Annotated in this window: 13 protein-coding genes; 7 read left to right on the top strand and 6 right to left on the bottom strand. The window is 55.9% G+C overall.

The genetic code is table 11. The features are described 5' to 3' along the window. Positions 1-14 precede the first annotated feature (14 nt). The 4 genes from CLV88_RS00690 to acs all read right to left on the bottom strand — a co-directional run bounded on the left by CLV88_RS00690 (position 15) and on the right by acs (position 4799). Positions 15-1802: a sodium:solute symporter family protein gene (locus CLV88_RS00690; protein ID WP_106606446.1), complete on the bottom strand. Its 1788-nt coding sequence runs from the start codon at positions 1800-1802 to the stop codon at positions 15-17. Between the two features lie 15 nt (positions 1803-1817). After that, positions 1818-2075, bottom strand: coding sequence for a DUF4212 domain-containing protein (locus CLV88_RS00685; RefSeq protein WP_106606445.1), 258 nt, complete (start codon positions 2073-2075; stop codon positions 1818-1820). Between the two features lie 70 nt (positions 2076-2145). Next, complete coding sequence (locus tag CLV88_RS00680) at positions 2146-2829, bottom strand: adenylate kinase (protein ID WP_106607038.1); 684 nt, start codon at positions 2827-2829, stop codon at positions 2146-2148. A gap of 5 nt (positions 2830-2834) precedes the next feature. Then, entirely contained in the window at positions 2835-4799 is a 1965-nt protein-coding gene (gene acs, locus CLV88_RS00675; protein WP_106606444.1) for an acetate--CoA ligase, read from the bottom strand. A gap of 531 nt (positions 4800-5330) precedes the next feature. Here acs and CLV88_RS00670 point away from each other — a divergent pair. Together CLV88_RS00670 and CLV88_RS00665 are read left to right on the top strand one after the other, a co-directional pair. Continuing rightward, positions 5331-6206, top strand: a complete 876-nt coding sequence (locus tag CLV88_RS00670; protein WP_106606443.1) for a hypothetical protein — start codon at positions 5331-5333, stop codon at positions 6204-6206. After that, entirely contained in the window at positions 6197-7246 is a 1050-nt protein-coding gene (locus CLV88_RS00665) for a Hint domain-containing protein (protein WP_106606442.1), read from the top strand. Before CLV88_RS00670 ends, CLV88_RS00665 begins: the two co-directional genes overlap by 10 nt. Before the next feature lie 58 nt (positions 7247-7304). Here the strand turns inward: CLV88_RS00665 and CLV88_RS22915 are convergent, their stop codons facing one another. Next, on the bottom strand, positions 7305-8840 hold the full coding sequence (locus CLV88_RS22915) for a hypothetical protein (protein WP_165798779.1): 1536 nt from the start codon (positions 8838-8840) through the stop codon (positions 7305-7307). A 397-nt stretch (positions 8841-9237) separates the two neighbouring features. Between CLV88_RS22915 and CLV88_RS00650 the strand changes: the two genes are divergently transcribed. Both CLV88_RS00650 and CLV88_RS00645 read left to right on the top strand, forming a co-directional pair. Further along, positions 9238-10293, top strand: a complete 1056-nt coding sequence (locus CLV88_RS00650; RefSeq protein WP_243403528.1) for a phosphotransferase family protein — start codon at positions 9238-9240, stop codon at positions 10291-10293. Continuing rightward, entirely contained in the window at positions 10290-11510 is a 1221-nt protein-coding gene (locus tag CLV88_RS00645; RefSeq protein ID WP_106606439.1) for a GNAT family N-acetyltransferase, read from the top strand. Before CLV88_RS00650 ends, CLV88_RS00645 begins: the two co-directional genes overlap by 4 nt. Positions 11511-11555: 45 nt before the next feature. Here CLV88_RS00645 and CLV88_RS00640 read toward each other — a convergent pair whose 3' ends face one another. Beyond that, on the bottom strand, positions 11556-12434 hold the full coding sequence (locus CLV88_RS00640) for a LysR family transcriptional regulator (protein WP_165798778.1): 879 nt from the start codon (positions 12432-12434) through the stop codon (positions 11556-11558). A gap of 137 nt (positions 12435-12571) precedes the next feature. On the opposite strand from CLV88_RS00640, the gene CLV88_RS00635 reads away from it, so the two are divergent. From CLV88_RS00635 to CLV88_RS00625, 3 genes are all read left to right on the top strand, one after another. Then, positions 12572-13072: a nuclear transport factor 2 family protein gene (locus tag CLV88_RS00635; protein WP_106606437.1), complete on the top strand. Its 501-nt coding sequence runs from the start codon at positions 12572-12574 to the stop codon at positions 13070-13072. 327 nt (positions 13073-13399) lie between these two features. Continuing rightward, positions 13400-14392, top strand: coding sequence for a tRNA dihydrouridine(20/20a) synthase DusA (gene dusA, locus CLV88_RS00630; RefSeq protein WP_106606436.1), 993 nt, complete (start codon positions 13400-13402; stop codon positions 14390-14392). Positions 14393-14417: 25 nt separating this feature from the next. Further along, the gene (locus CLV88_RS00625; protein WP_106606435.1) at positions 14418-15206 is read left to right on the top strand and encodes a hypothetical protein; all 789 of its coding nucleotides are present in this window, start codon (positions 14418-14420) and stop codon (positions 15204-15206) included. Positions 15207-15271: the final 65 nt, after the last annotated feature.

The following is a 15271-nucleotide window of genomic DNA, read 5'->3' as shown; positions in this document are numbered from 1 at the left end:
CGCGTCTTTGGGGATCAGTGATCCTGAGCTGCGCCTGCGCCTTTGGGGATACGCACGCTTTCAACAAGATCCTTGATCTCCTGCGGGGTCTCTTTTGTCGCGCTGGCCACGATGTAAGCCACCGCAAAGTTCACCAGAGCACCGATCGCACCAAACGAGGTCGACTTGATCGTGCCCAACAGCGGATCAGCATCCGTAAAGCTGTTGGTGCCCGGAACAAAGAACCAGCCTTTGTGCAGGAAGATGTAGAGCAACGTCACCGACAGACCGGCCAGCATCCCTGCGACGGCGCCCGTGTTGTTGATCTTGGTCGAGAAGATACCCATCATCAGCGCCGGGAAGATCGACGCCGCTGCCAGACCAAAGGCCAGCGCCACGGTTTGCGCCGCAAAGCCCGGAGGGTTGAGGCCCAGATAGGTGGCAACTGCGATGGCTACGGCCATGGCGATCCGTGCCGACAACAGCTCGTTCTTTTCCGAGATGGCCGGATTGATCGCGCCTTTGATGAGGTCGTGAGACACCGCCGAAGAGATCGCCAGCAACAGACCAGCAGCGGTCGACAGCGCAGCAGCCAAACCACCAGCAGCAACCAGACCGATCACCCAAGAGGGCAGGTTAGCGATTTCAGGGTTGGCCAGAACAAGGATGTCACGGTTGAACTTGACCAGTTCGTTACCTTCCCAGCCTTTTTCCTCAGCAACAGCCTGAAGATCGGCATTCTTGTCGTTGTAGTACTGGATTTTGCCGTCGCCGTTCTTGTCTTCCCAATTCAGAAGACCGGTTTTCTGCCAAGTCGCCATCCAGTCATAACGCGGTTCTTCTTCGATCTGTTGCACCGTCACAGCGCCACCATCAATTCCGCCATTGGGCCACATCATTTCGGTGATGTTGAGACGCGCCATCGCACCCACAGCCGGAGCCGTCAGATAGAGCAGCGCGATAAAGATCAGTGTCCAACCCGCAGACCAGCGTGCGTCAGCAACGCGCGGCACGGTAAAGAAGCGCATGATCACGTGTGGCAGACCCGCAGTACCGATCATCAGGGACAGCGTGAACAGAACCATGTTGAGCGTGTCGGCGTGGTGTGCCGTGTACTCATTAAAGCCAAGCTCTTTCACCAGCGCGTCCAGCTTCATCAACAGTGGCTCGCCCGAGGCGGCGTGGTCGCCAAACAGACCCAGCGCCGGGATCGGCGTTCCGGTCAGTTGCAGCGAGATAAAGATCGCCGGAATGGTGTAGGCGGTGATCAGAACACAGTACTGTGCCACCTGCGTATAGGTCACACCCTTCATGCCACCAAAAACAGCATAGGCAAAGACCACACAGGCGCCGATCAACAGACCCGAAGTGTTAGAAACTTCGAGGAAGCGACCAAAGGCAACACCAACACCGGTCATCTGACCGATCACGTATGTGGTGGATGCCACGATCAGACAGATAACGGCCACGATGCGGGCGGTCTGGCTGTAGAAACGGTCGCCAATGAACTCGGACACTGTGAATTTGCCAAACTTGCGCAGATATGGCGCAAGCAACAGCGCAAGCAGCACGTAGCCGCCGGTCCAGCCCATCAGGAAGGACGAGTTGTCATAGCCGGTAAAGGCGATGAGGCCCGCCATCGAAATGAACGAGGCCGCAGACATCCAGTCTGCCGCTGTCGCCATACCGTTGGTGACGGGATGAACGCCGCGTCCGGCAGCGTAAAACTCAGATGTGGAACCCGCGCGGGCCCAGATCGCGATACCGATGTAGAGCGCAAAGGACGCACCCACAAACATCAGGTTGATTGCAAACTGACTCATTGTTTTTGTGCCCCTTTACTCTTCAACGCCATGTTCAGCGTCGAGCTTGTTCATCTTCCAGGCGTAAAAGAAAATCAGCGCCAGAAAGACCAGGATCGAACCTTGTTGAGCGAACCAAAAGCCCAGATCGGTGCCGCCGACGGCAATGCCGCTCAGCATAGGGCGCAGCAGAATGCCAAACCCGAAACTGACCACGGCCCAGATAACCAGGCTGATCAGGATGATCCGCACGTTCGCGGACCAGTATTCACTATTGGATGAGTTCTCGGCCATGAATGCCTCCTCCCTCTTTTCCAGTTTCCTCTACAGGGACGCCCTGGGATGGGCGCCCTGCGCTTCCCCTTTACGCAACCGCCGCTTTGACGATTGCGCTCAGATTGCTTGCGATCGCATCAATATCGCCCATGGCGTCGACCGATTGCAGGCTGCCCTTGCCGTTGTAATAAGCAATGAGCGGTGCCGTCTGCGCGTGGTAAGCCTCAAGACGGCTGGCCACGGTTTCGGCGTTGTCGTCAGCACGTCGTTTCATGTCCGTACTTCCGCATTTGTCGCAGGCACCGTTTTTCACGGGCTGCTTGAATGTGTCGTGATAGCCTTCGCCGCAATTGCCACAGGTGTAACGACCCGAAATACGCGTCACCATTGCGGCATCTTCCACTTCTAGGCTGATCGCGGCGTTGATCTTTTGGCCGCTTTCGGCCAACAGCGCGTCCAGCGCTTCGGCCTGAACGGTGGTGCGCGGGAAACCGTCAAGGATCACTCCCTTGGCGCAATCCTCGTCGCCCAGCCGATCCCGCAAGATGGCAATCACGATCTCATCGCTGACCAGATCCCCGGCCTCCATGACTGCTTTGGCAGCTTTACCCGCGTCGGTGCCTGCCGCGACCGCAGCGCGCAGCAAATCACCGGTGGAAAGCTGGACAAGCCCGTAAGTGTCTTCGAGCATACGAGCCTGTGTACCTTTGCCGGCCCCCGGAGGGCCCAGCAGGATCAGAACGGGCGCGGCGGTGTTTGCTGTGTCCAACATCGCGCTCACACCTTGTTCATGCGGTTTTCGATGAGGTCATCGACCACAGCTGGTTCCGCAAGCGTGGATGTATCGCCCAACGCACCATAGTCGTTCTCGGCGATCTTACGCAGGATACGGCGCATGATCTTGCCTGACCGGGTCTTTGGCAGACCGGGGGCCCATTGGATCAGGTCGGGCGAAGCGATCGGGCCGATTTCAGTGCGCACCCATGTGCGCAGCTCTTTGCGCAGCTCGTCTGATGGTTCGGCATTGTTCATCAGCGTGACGTAGCAGTAAATGCCCTGTCCCTTGATGTCGTGCGGATAGCCAACAACAGCGGCCTCGGCGACGGAAGCGTGAGCGACCAACGCGCTTTCAACCTCGGCAGTGCCCATGCGGTGGCCCGACACGTTGATCACGTCGTCGACGCGGCCAGTGATCCAGTAATCGCCGTCTGCATCGCGGCGGCAGCCGTCACCGGCAAAGTAGTAGCCTTTGTAATCCGAAAAATAGGTTTTCTCGAACCGCTCATGATCGCCCCAAACAGTGCGCATTTGCGCGGGCCAGCTCTGATCGATACACAACACGCCTTCGACGTCATTGCCCTCGATCACCTCACCCGATTGCGGGTCGAGTACCACGGGGTGAACGCCAAAAAACGGCTTCATCGCAGATCCGGGCTTGGTCGCATGTGCGCCGGGCAGGGGGGTCATCATGTGGCCGCCGGTTTCGGTCTGCCACCAGGTGTCCACAATCGGACAACGCCCACCGCCCACAACGTCGTTGTACCAGTTCCACGCCTCGGGGTTGATGGGCTCGCCCACGGTGCCAAGAATACGCAGAGAACTCAGATCGCAGCTCTCCACAAAGCTGTCGCCCTGACCCATCAAGGCGCGCAGCGCGGTTGGGGCGGTATAAAACTGATTTACCTTATGCTTTTCGCAGACCTGCCAGAAACGGCTGGCATCTGGATAGGTTGGCACACCCTCGAACATCACCGTGGTCGCGCCATTGGCCAGTGGGCCATAAACAATATAGCTGTGCCCCGTGACCCAGCCGACATCGGCGGTGCACCAGAACACGTCACCTTCGTGATAATCGAACGTGTATTGATGGGTCATGCTGGCATAAACCAGATACCCGCCCGAGCAATGCACCACACCCTTGGGCTGGCCGGTAGATCCAGAGGTATAAAGAATAAACAGCGGATCTTCTGCGTTCATCTCGGCGGGCTTGCAATAATCAGACGCCTCAAGCGCCATCTCGTTGTAATCAAAATCGCGCCCGTCAATCCAAGTTGTCTGATCGCCGGTTCGTTTCACAACAAGGCATTTCACACTGTCCTTACAGTGCAAAAGTGCGGCGTCGACATTGGATTTCAGCGCCGTCTTGCGGCCACCACGCGGTGCGGTGTCGGCGGTGATCACAACCTTGGCGTCGCTGCCATTAACGCGCGCGCCCAATGCGTCTGAGGAGAAGCCGGCAAACACAATCGAATGTATCGCGCCAATACGCGCGCAGGCCAGCATGGCATAGGCGGCTTCGGGGATCATGGGCAGATAAATCACCACCCGGTCGCCTTTGCGCACACCCAACTCTTCGAGGATATTGGCCATGCGGCAAACCGCACCATGCAGCTGAGTGTAGGTGATGTGCTGCGCAGCTTCGTTCGGGTCATCCGGCTCAAAAATAATTGCCGTCTGATCGCCGCGGGTTTCCAAATGCCGGTCGATACAATTTGCGCTGACATTTAGCGTTCCATCTTCGAACCACTTGATGTCAACATTGCCCGGTTGAAATGAGGCGTTGGACACTTTGGTATAAGGTTTGATCCAATCAATCCGCTTGCCGTGCTCGCCCCAAAAGGCATCCGGATCAGACACAGACGCGGCGTACATCGCGTCATAACGCGCGGCATCAATATGTGCTGAGGCAGCAAGGTCTGCTGACGGTGGATAGCTGCGGGTTTCGGTGGCTTCAGTCGACATAGAGGCTCCTCCCTCGGTCAGATTTATCGTGCCGGATCCGCCTGAGAGGCGACGCAGTACTGCATTATCCAGTTGACGATGGAGCATAAGTCATTGTGAAAATTTTGAAATAAGATGCAGAAATGAAAGAAAAATACTGTAAATATTTTTCCTCCTGGTGAGAAAAATCTGTAAACAAATTTCTAAACTCGTAAAAACTCAAGCATTTGCAACATGTTGCCAGAACTGCGCCGTGCCTTTGGCTGGGGCTTGATCACGGATCCGTGAGGATGTTAGCGCCAATACCCAGTTTTACGGAGGTGTGACATTTTGCACCATGCCTCTGCGCAGGATGGCAAATCGCAAAACCGAAGCGCGACTCGGGGGCAAAACGAGGGCGGAGCCGCTAATTTGTCACATTCTTTTCCCCTTTCGACCTAAAGATATCCGAATTTACCCGGCAGTATGCCCTTACGTCAGCCCATGAATTGGGGCGTTAACTAGAAATCCGGAGGCAAAAGACCCGCCTTCTTCTGTCCTGGAGGACAGCAGATGAACATGCCGCGCACCGCACGCGCCATCACGTCCGAGCCGCACCACACTCAGTGGCACGGCCTCGTCAAAAGCCAGCTTTCAGGGCGGTTTGACGCCATCGCACGGCTAGTGTCGGGGCGTAAGCCCGGCGCGAGGTTGGACTTTGATCTGATCAAGTACGGACATTCGGCCATTTCGCTACAAGTTCATGCTGGTGGGCGTTGCGCCTACATGAAGCTGTTTGACATGTCTCAGCCCGACAGTGCCTATCAGCGCGAGAAGGCATCGCTTTGTGCTTTGCGTGATAGTGGTTTGGTTCCCCGCATCCTCGGGTTTTCGGATTCTCCGCGCTTTATTGTGTGTGAATGGTCTGACCTTGCCCGTCACGCCTATGCACCGCTGACCGAAACACCTGACGAATTTGCATATAGCCTTGGTAAATGGCTCGCAGAACTGGACAGCGCTGTGCCGGGCGAAACTGCCGTTGGCAATTGGTACGGCTATCTGACCAAGTTCGGAACAGCCTTGGACCTGGAGCGGATTTCCATCGCGCGTGAGGTCTTGTCTGAAATTCCCCTGTGTGGTCGCGCCCTGTCGCGCAATGACGCAGCACTCCATAATTTCCTGGTCAATGCCGAAGGGCATCTTTTAGGCTGCGATTTCGAAAACGCGCGGATGCGCCCACGGGGGTGGGATTATGTATTGGGCCATATTGGTCTTGTTGAGCGCTTCCCCGAAAAAATTGACACTGTCATAAGAGCATATTCCGACGGTTTTTCTAATGCCCATCGCGGTGCACTGATTGTTGAAGAGTTGAATGTGGTATCACGTATCCTGTTTTGTGCCCGAGCGATGGCTGGTGACAACACAGAGAACGTGGTCCCATGGCGATAGAAACCCTCACAATCCCGCTCGGCGCGGATGAAGATGAGTATGAAGGCCCCGAGATCAGCGGCAAAGATATTCTCGAGGAATTTGATGATGATGGCGATTGGGATCTAGATGACCGCCATATCGTCGAAGTCACAGATGGCGGCGATATCAGCGGCACAATTGTCTTTGCATTCTGGGGCAAGGACAGATCGACCGAGGCCGGTGACGGCGACGGTGGTAACGACAGGTTCACCTTTGATCTCTCTGGCTTTGATGATGATTTTCATATTGAGATCAAAAGTTTTGATGCCTTGGACAAGTTCATTTTCACTGGGTTTGACAGCGTTCAGGAAGTGGGCGATGTCTATCGCTTCAGTTATACAGGCACAGATGGCCAGCCACATACTGTGACTATTGACCCGGTGTCCAAGAACGGTACCGGCACAGTCTCGGTTTTGTGTTTTACTGATGGAACACTCATTCGCACGCCCATGGGAGACGTGCCGATCGAAGACCTGAGTGTTGGTGACATGGTCATGTGTGGTGATGGCGAAGCGCGCGCGATCAAATGGATTGGTGAACGTAAACTAAGCCACGCCGATCTCATTGCGCATCCAAACCTGAAACCTGTCTTCCTTGAGGCCAACGCAATGGCACCTGACCAACCTGCAACTCCTTTACGCCTGTCTCCGCAGCACCGTGTAATGCTGCGCGACTGGCGGGCCGAGCTGCTCATGGGAGAGGAAGAGGTTTTGGTTCCGGCCAAATCGTTGATCAACGATCAGAGCATACGGACCTGCGTTCCAAAGCAGGGGGTTACCTATTTTCACATCCTTTTGCGCGGACATCATACCTTGTTTGCTAACAACCTCGAATGCGAGACGTTGTTGCCAGCTGATATGGCAAAGACGGCCCTCAGCGGCGAGGCGCGGCAGGAAATCCTGACAGTGTTTCCAGAGCTGGTGACAGATTTTGGAGCATTTGGTCCGGCTTGCGGCCAGATCCTCAAATCCTATGAAGCGCGCGCAGTTAAAGAGTTGTGCTGTGCGTATGACGCCTGAACTAACGCAAACGGGCGCCCGTTTTAAGGGGCGCCCGCGCATGATTGGTTGGTATTAATCAGATCATGATGATGTCATCAACACCGTCATCGCCAGCCGAGGCAGTGCCGCTTCCGGTGGTGTTCTCGTCGACATCCTGATTCATCAAGTTCAAGATATCGTCGAGGTTGACGTCGTTTTTGTCTTCGGCATGTGGGACAAACTGAGGCAACCCTGCAGCGGCCGCCTTGGACGATGTGCCCATCGTGCCCGATCCCTTGGTCCCGGTCCCTTTGGTTCCAGTTCCTTTGGTGCCTGTCCCCTTGGTTCCAGTTCCCTTGGTGCCAGTCCCTTTGGTGCCGGTCCCCTTGGTTCCAGTTCCCTTGGTGCCAGTCCCTTTGGTGCCTGTCCCCTTGGTTCCAGTTCCCTTGGTGCCAGTCCCTTTGGTGCCGGTCCCTTTGGTGCCAGTTCCCTTGGTGCCAGTTCCCTTGGTGCCAGTTCCCTTGGTGCCAGTCCCTTTGGTGCCTGTCCCCTTGGTTCCAGTTCCCTTGGTGCCCGATCCTTTAGTGCCAGACCCTTTGGTGCCCGATCCCTTAGTGCCCGATCCCTTAGTGCCAGACCCCTTGGTGCCCGATCCCTTGGTGCCCGATCCCTTAGTGCCAGACCCCTTGGTGCCCGATCCCTTAGTGCCAGACCCTTTGGTGCCCGAACCCTTGGTGCCAGACCCCTTAGTACCTGATCCCTTGGTGCCAGACCCTTTGGTGCCTGATCCCTTGGTGCCAGACCCCTTGGTACCTGATCCCTTGGTGCCGGTCCCTTTGGTACCTGATCCCTTAGTGCCGGTCCCTTTGGTTCCGGATCCTTTAGTTCCTGACCCGTTGTCGTCGTCATCGTCGTCGCAGTCATGCTCTTCACCGTCCGGATCGACAGTTTCCTCGACGAGATACTTATCCAGCGACACTTTCGGAGGCAGACCCGGCCCGTGGCCCTCCAGATCGATGACCTCGAGATCGTTGATCGTGTAAGTTGGGCTGGTTGGATCCTCAGGATAGCGAATTTCGTCCACGTTGCGGAAATGGCCCCACGCCACACGCTCGCCATCTGCGCCGCGGAACTCAACCGAGCCAGAGAACAAACCGGTGCCTGGGTTTTCCGTCACATTGATCGTAAACGCTGCGCCCGCTTGCGAAAGATCAAGCACAGTAATCTGTTCTGGTTCGCTGGCGGTCGTGTCGACCTTCGCCGCGAGCTTATCTTCATACCAATCAGCGAACCCGTCGCCTTCGACGCCGCCATTGTGATAAGACTTGCTGGTGCTGGCGCAATCATGCCCCGACCCGCCGGTGCCGCTACCCTTGGTTCCAGTCCCTTTGGTTCCGGTCCCCTTGGTGCCCGATCCCTTGGTTCCTGACCCTTTAGTACCCGAACCTTTAGTGCCAGACCCTTTAGTGCCAGACCCTTTAGTGCCGGAACCTTTAGTGCCGGAACCTTTGGTGCCGGATCCTTTAGTGCCAGACCCTTTGGTGCCAGACCCTTTGGTGCCCCAGCCACCAGAATCGGAACTTTCGTAAACAACCTTGTCCCAATTCCAATTCGAATTCCAACTCCTAGACATCCTGATGCCTCCATTTCTACCATCACCCGAGGAGGCCCCCACCCACACGGGTATGCATGGCCACCTCGGCGTGGCGCGTGCACACATACTTCCCAATACGGCGACGTTAGGGATGTGCCCCAAAAATGACAAATTTTCGTTGGTTTTTAGACACTTGCCGCTAAAAATGTGCTGCATCTGGAAACAGTGCTGTGTTCTCACACCATGATTGGAGAGAGATCGGAACCAATCGAGCGCCACAAAAAAGACGCACACTTGCGAATCAAGCCATTGGCGCGGCTTTGCCCCAGCTTGTCCTCATTCTCGACCGAATTGCGATTTACTAACCAATGTCGACACGTACCGCGACACCCCCGTGATGAGCGGGGACCGCGTTGTAAGAGAGGTAAAGGTTGCCATGGCCGATAGTAAGAGAAACGCCCGGATGGACCGTATCGCCGCCAGCGCAGAGACTGTGTTTGGACAAAAGGTTGTCCGCATTGCAGCGCCCGGTGGAGAAGGGCGAGCGAGTTTCCGTGTGCATCTGACCGATCGTGTTGTCATAGCGACGTTGCGCCCCAACTTTCGACGTACCCACCTTGAGGCGTTTGTGCTCAGAGAGCTATCGCCGCACAGCGACCTGCAACCTGAATGCCTTGGCTTGCACGACGAAGTCATGTTTCAGTCCGACGTCGGTGGACGCCGCCTGAACCTAGAAATCGCGGCCGTGCCAACTGAAAAGCGCGTTGATCTCGCAGCCGAGGCGGTAACGTCGATCTTGCGCATTCAATCTGCGGGGCGTGCTGCTGATCTGCATAACAATGTGCCTCACCTTGGGCAGAACCGCGGCTGGATCGAAAACTTTGCCACCGGCCCGCAAATGCTCGAAGATTATTCAAGCGGTCGGGTCATGGGGCTCGACGTGGATGAATTGTGCACCGCGCTGGACCATCCCGGACAGCAATTTGTGAAATGGGACTGTCGTTCTGGCAATGCCGCAATCGGTGGCGATGAAGTGTTGCGCTGGTTTGATTTTGAATATTGTGGTGCCCGCCATGGCGCCGAAGATCTGGCTTGGCTCATTGGTGACGAGGCATGGTGTGTGACGCCCGAAGACATGGAGCGGATCGTCATCGATTGTTTCGATCCTACCTGTGGACATGATCTGGATGACTACCTCAGCTATCTTTCGCTTTATGTCACGTTTCATTGTGCCCAGCGTCTGGGTCTGATCGTGAAAGAGGCCAAGAAGCGAGGCTGGCTGTCAAAAGCCAAGGTTCGTAAATATGACGATGCCGGGGTGCATCCCGAATTTGCCGCGCAAATCTGCCGGGTTGGGCGTCACTTTGGCGACCGCAACAGCCTTACCGCGCCGATTGCGCGTGATTTCGAAGAGGCAGAGTCACTCTTTAAAGACATTTTGCGGGAAGGATACTTGCAGTCAGGTGTCGTTGCAGAAGGAATGCGCGCATGAAGCTGGATGCATCAAACGTGACCGGCAGTGCCCTGCATGTCGACGTGGTCGACACTTGGGCCGAGTTCGAGGCCCTCAAACCTGCATGGGAGACGCTTCAGTCCAAGGATCCCGACGGGACTATGTTCCTGAACTGGGACTGGATGGCAGAGGCGTTTCGCGACAATGCATTTCGTTGGAGCGTTCTGGTTGTCCGCGCGGAACCGGGCGCACAGGACATACTGTGTTTGTTGCCGCTGAAATACCGTGTCCACTGGAGCCGGAGCAAAGGTGAGTTTCACTCGGAAATAGAAGCGGGTGGTCGCCTGCTCTGGAGCGAGTATACCGGCTTTCTCTGCGACCCCCGTTTTGAGGCGCAGGGTATTGATGCGGTCGCGGCCAAATTGGTGCAATTGCCTTGGACCTATCTGACTATGCGTTATGTGGTTCAGGAAAACCGGGCGCGCCGTTTCCTGAACGCGCTGGATGCAAATGGCTGTTCCGGTCGGTTCAAGGACTACATGATCAATGACGGCACCATAAATAACCTGTTGTGCCCTCAGGTGCCGTTGCCCGATGATTTTGAGGACTTTCTGACCAAACAGATCAGCGCCAACCGCCGTCAGAAATGGCGCCGGTTCATGCGAATGCGCGTCGAAAGCAACGAGACACATTTTGCAGTGTCGACACCCGAAACAGCCGAACAGGACATCGATACCCTATTGACCAACTGGATGGGTAAAAGGGGCGAAATCCGAGGCGAGGCGACGGCAACTAAAGTGTCTTCCAACTACCGCGATGTGCTGATGACAGCCCATAAACAGGGCAACCTGTTCCTGTCTTCGCTGTGTCTCGGGGATCGAACATTGGGCGCGCTGGGCCATGTTGTGGACCGTGAAAGAGGACGCGTGCACTTTATCGTGGCCGGGCGCGACGTAGACGCCAAAGACCCGTTCATCGGCGCGGCGCTGCACTTTTTCTCGATCCAGTGGGCCATTGAAAATGGCTTCACGCTCTATGATTTCTGCCATGGCAATGAAGAGTATAAATACTCCTTCGGCGCGCAGGATCATGAGGTGTATTATTTCTCGGCCCGCCGTGATGCCTACAACCCGCACTTCGCCTTTGACTCGATCAGTACGGGCGAGGCGCTTCAGCGTATTCAGGAATTCATCAAGGATGGCAAAACCGACCGCGCCATGCGGGCTTGCAATCAGCTTTCTGCTTTGCTGTCATAAATTGGAACCCGCTGGCTTCCACGCGGAAGAACTAATGGTCGCCTGTTAGAGAAAGTCGATCAGCGCGCGCAAAGGTTTGTAGTTTCGGTATTCCGTAGGAAAATACAAAAACAACCCCGCCGTATGGGTTGCATGGTCATCCAGAACAACCTGCAATTTGCCTGTGTCGATTTCTTCTTTGATGTAGTCACGCAACAGAAACACCAGCCCACACTCCTCAATCGCGGCATTCACCGCGACAGGCAGGGAATTCACGATCGTGCTGCCGGTCACGGCAATCGTGTAATCCGCATCCTCGCCAGAAAACACCCAAGGCGCAAACTGACCTGAACTGATAAACCTGTATCGAATGCAATTGTGGTTTTGCAAATCCTGAGGGGATTGCGGTATGCCATTTATTGAAAAATACCCCGGAGCCCCCGCAACAGCGAGCCTGAGAGGGGGGGTCAATCGGATGGCGACCATGTTTTCCGATATGATTTCACCCGATCTGATTCCAGCGTGGCGCCCGTCTTTGAGAATGTCGACAAGCCCGTCACCAATCGACAATTCAAGTTCAATGTCGGGGTGTTCTGTCTGGAACCGCCTCAAAGCTTCGGCCAGAACTGCATGATAGGCCAGTTCGGGCATGGCGACATTTAGGGGGCCACGCGGGCGTTGACCGGCCATACGCGCGTTTCCGAATCCCTGTGCAATCTGGGAGAAACCCGGCGCCGTCCCCTCAAACAGTGCCTTTCCTGCTTCTGTAAGGCTAAGCGACCGCGAGGTGCGCACGACCAATTTAGTCCCAATCTGAGTTTCCAGGTTTTTCAACTGATGGCTAACAGTTGACGGTGTCAGGCCCAGAGATTCTGCTGCGCCTCGCAAGCTGCCGTGCTCCGCTATGGCAGTAAATATTTCAAGCATCACAAGCGGCAGGCGCATCGTTCCGATCCCTTTAAGGTTGGATTTCATACATGTTAACAGTGGAAAATTGCCCCATTAACTGCGGAAAAATCCACCCTTAAATTAGGGCAGCTCGGTCTTTAGGGGAATGCGAGCAACCTAACAAGGAGATTACCATGAACAGGTCAACACTCGCAGCGGCAGCCATCGCGGCGTCAACAATTGTATCTGGCGGCGCCGTAGCAGCAGATCAGGCGGCTAACATTCAGACAATTAAAGATTTTTATCAATTCCTTGAAAACAAGGATGTGCCCTCATTTGCGGAGCTTCTGGCTGATGAAGCTGTACAGGACATGCCTTATGCGCCCAGCAACTTTATGAACCGTGTCGAAACACGCGAGGGCATTCACGAGTTGTTCGCTGGCTTTCCCGACGCGACCAACCACGTACGCTTCGACATTCTGGCGATTTACCCCACAAACGACGCAAACGTGGTTTTGGCGGAAATCGACGGGATGATCGATTTTAAGGGCGCTGAGAAGCCCTATTTGCAGCAATACATGACAGTGTTCAATTTCGATGACGAGGGAAAGATCACCCTTTTCCGCGAGTATTTTAACCCAATTCCGTTTGCCGAAGCGGTTGGGCTGGGAAAGTATGTGCCAGCGGTTGAGTAAGCCCACCTCCCATCACCTGACTTAGGTGCAACGCGATCAGGTGCGCAGTTTTGCGCGCCTGATTGTCTCAACAAAGGCGCCTTCATCTTCACGGCGCATGTCTTCCAGCACATAGTGTAACGTCACAAAACACCGGCTTCGTTGCCACGCGAACCGCGCCACAAAACTGCCATCTGATGGTCGGGGCCAAACCCGAGATACCGCACGCATACGCAACGGTTTGTGTCGCGGCTCTCAAACGCCTATATGTCCCGAACGCGCAAAGCGATTTTGTTTACTCTAAGATGAGTTCAGACCACTGTGGCACAAGTATCTCTAAAACCGAAAATGCCAGACGTCCAACATAGCGCGCGTTTAAGCGTGGCACCCATGATGGATTGGACTGATCGTCATTGCCGGTACCTGCATCGTTTAATGTCGTCGCAAACGCTTCTCTATACAGAGATGGTCACAGCGCCGGCATTGGTACGGGGGGGGGCGTTGCATCTGCTGAAGTATTCCGTTGCTGAACACCCGGTCGCGCTGCAACTTGGCGGTAGTGACCCAAAGGAGCTGGCTGAAGCGACGCGACTTGGCGCGCAAGCGGGGTATGATGAGATCAACCTCAATGTGGGTTGCCCGTCTGATCGTGTTCAATCAGGGACTTTCGGCGCTGTGCTGATGAAATCCTCCGATCTGGTTGCCGAATGTGTGGCCGCCATGATCGCGGCGTCGCCTGTCGAAGTAACGGTGAAATGCCGGATTGGTGTGGACGATCAGGAACCGCGCGATGTTTTGCCCGATTTCCTGACCAAGGTACGGAACGCCGGGGTGACGCGCGTGTCCATCCATGCCCGCAAGGCGTGGTTGCAGGGGCTCAGCCCCAAGGAAAACCGCGACATTCCGCCGTTGGACTACCCGTTGGTACACGCGATGAAATCGGCATTTTCCGATATGCACATTTCGATCAATGGCGGCATCACCACGCTGGACGAGGCGATGTTGCACCTTGATCAGGGGCTTGACGGCGTCATGATCGGGCGCAGCGCATATCACACGCCCGCCGATATTCTGTTGGATGCGGATCGCCGCATCTACGGTCTGGAACGTGTCAGTGATGCCCATTCTGTTACCTTGGCGATGCTGCCTTATATCGAGGCGCACCTGTCTGATGGCGGCAAACTCAACCAGATCACCCGGCATATGCTTGGGCTGTTTGCCGGACGCCCCGGCGCGCGCGGCTGGCGGCGGTATATCTCGGAAAACGCCACGCGTCCCGGTGCAGGGCCGGAAGTGGTTGAAAAGGCGCTGGAGCAGGTGCAGGTTCAATCAGCGGCCTGATCAATCTTGAAACAAGGCATACTACATGAGCGCGCAGTTTTTTGAACGTGGCTGGATGCCCATTGGGTTTGATCAAACAGGTCTCGACTGGGCGCGCCATGCGCATTCGCAGGCGGATCAGGCAATGCGTGATCCCGCTCTGGCGCAATGGTGGGACTGCGAAGACACATGGTTCATAGGTGTCGACGCTTTGCGTAACGATGACCACGGCGTCTTGCCCGGCGGGCCGCCGCTTCACGCGCGCGCGCGCGCAGTGATTATGGAATTGTTTGGCGAGGTGTTGCCGTTGCACCGCGCTCAGCTGTCTGTCATGCGCCCGGGCTATCCGCGCCCGCGCCGTGGCGAGGGCCAAGGCGCGTTTCGCTATCGTCTGAACCGGGATGCCGCGCATGTTGATGGCCTCAAACCCTTTGGCCCGAACAGGGAACGTCGCATCGACGAATGCCATGAATGGATTCTGGGGTTACCACTGACCCAGAACACCCCAGAGCAATCGCCGATGGTGGTCTGGGAGGGCAGCCACCACATAATCCGCGATGCGTTAAAAACAGCGCTGGCCCCGGTGCCGCGCACCGATTGGGGGCGGGTCGACATCACAGCCGCCTATCAGGCCGCCCGCCGTATTGTGTTTGAGACCTGTCCTCGGGTGCCGGTGCTCGCCGCGCCGGGCGAAGGGTACTTGGTGCACCGTCTGGCATTGCACGGCGTTGCCCCATGGGGTGCAGTATCAGGTGACCAGCAACAAGATCGTATGGTTGCATTTTTTCGTCCGGACACGCCCAAGGGGGTAGTGCACTGGCTTTTGTCCGCGTAACGAACGCTCTATTGTTGTAAGCGGGGAAACAATCGCGCTGAAACAACCAAATTGGTTCCTAAAGT

Origin of the sequence: Shimia abyssi, from assembly GCF_003014475.1 — a bacterium.
Classification (GTDB): Bacteria; Pseudomonadota; Alphaproteobacteria; order Rhodobacterales; family Rhodobacteraceae; genus Shimia; species Shimia abyssi.
Note: the sequence above shows the minus strand (reverse complement) of the source record. Positions and strands in the feature narration are given on the sequence as shown.

Bases quoted from the DNA above. Each gene is read 5' to 3' on its own strand.
- CLV88_RS00690 (WP_106606446.1), bottom strand. From the start codon at position 1,802: ATGAGTCAGTTTGCAATCAACCTGATGTTTGTGGGTGCGTCCTTTGCG.
- CLV88_RS00685 (WP_106606445.1), bottom strand. From the start codon at position 2,075: ATGGCCGAGAACTCATCCAATAGTGAATACTGGTCCGCGAACGTGCGG.
- CLV88_RS00680 (WP_106607038.1), bottom strand. From the start codon at position 2,829: ATGTTGGACACAGCAAACACCGCCGCGCCCGTTCTGATCCTGCTGGGC.
- acs (WP_106606444.1), bottom strand. From the start codon at position 4,799: ATGTCGACTGAAGCCACCGAAACCCGCAGCTATCCACCGTCAGCAGAC.
- CLV88_RS00670 (WP_106606443.1), top strand. From the start codon at position 5,331: ATGAACATGCCGCGCACCGCACGCGCCATCACGTCCGAGCCGCACCAC.
- CLV88_RS00665 (WP_106606442.1), top strand. From the start codon at position 6,197: ATGGCGATAGAAACCCTCACAATCCCGCTCGGCGCGGATGAAGATGAG.
- CLV88_RS22915 (WP_165798779.1), bottom strand. From the start codon at position 8,840: ATGTCTAGGAGTTGGAATTCGAATTGGAATTGGGACAAGGTTGTTTAC.
- CLV88_RS00650 (WP_243403528.1), top strand. From the start codon at position 9,238: ATGGCCGATAGTAAGAGAAACGCCCGGATGGACCGTATCGCCGCCAGC.
- CLV88_RS00645 (WP_106606439.1), top strand. From the start codon at position 10,290: ATGAAGCTGGATGCATCAAACGTGACCGGCAGTGCCCTGCATGTCGAC.
- CLV88_RS00640 (WP_165798778.1), bottom strand. From the start codon at position 12,434: ATGCGCCTGCCGCTTGTGATGCTTGAAATATTTACTGCCATAGCGGAG.
- CLV88_RS00635 (WP_106606437.1), top strand. From the start codon at position 12,572: ATGAACAGGTCAACACTCGCAGCGGCAGCCATCGCGGCGTCAACAATT.
- dusA (WP_106606436.1), top strand. From the start codon at position 13,400: ATGCCAGACGTCCAACATAGCGCGCGTTTAAGCGTGGCACCCATGATG.
- CLV88_RS00625 (WP_106606435.1), top strand. From the start codon at position 14,418: ATGAGCGCGCAGTTTTTTGAACGTGGCTGGATGCCCATTGGGTTTGAT.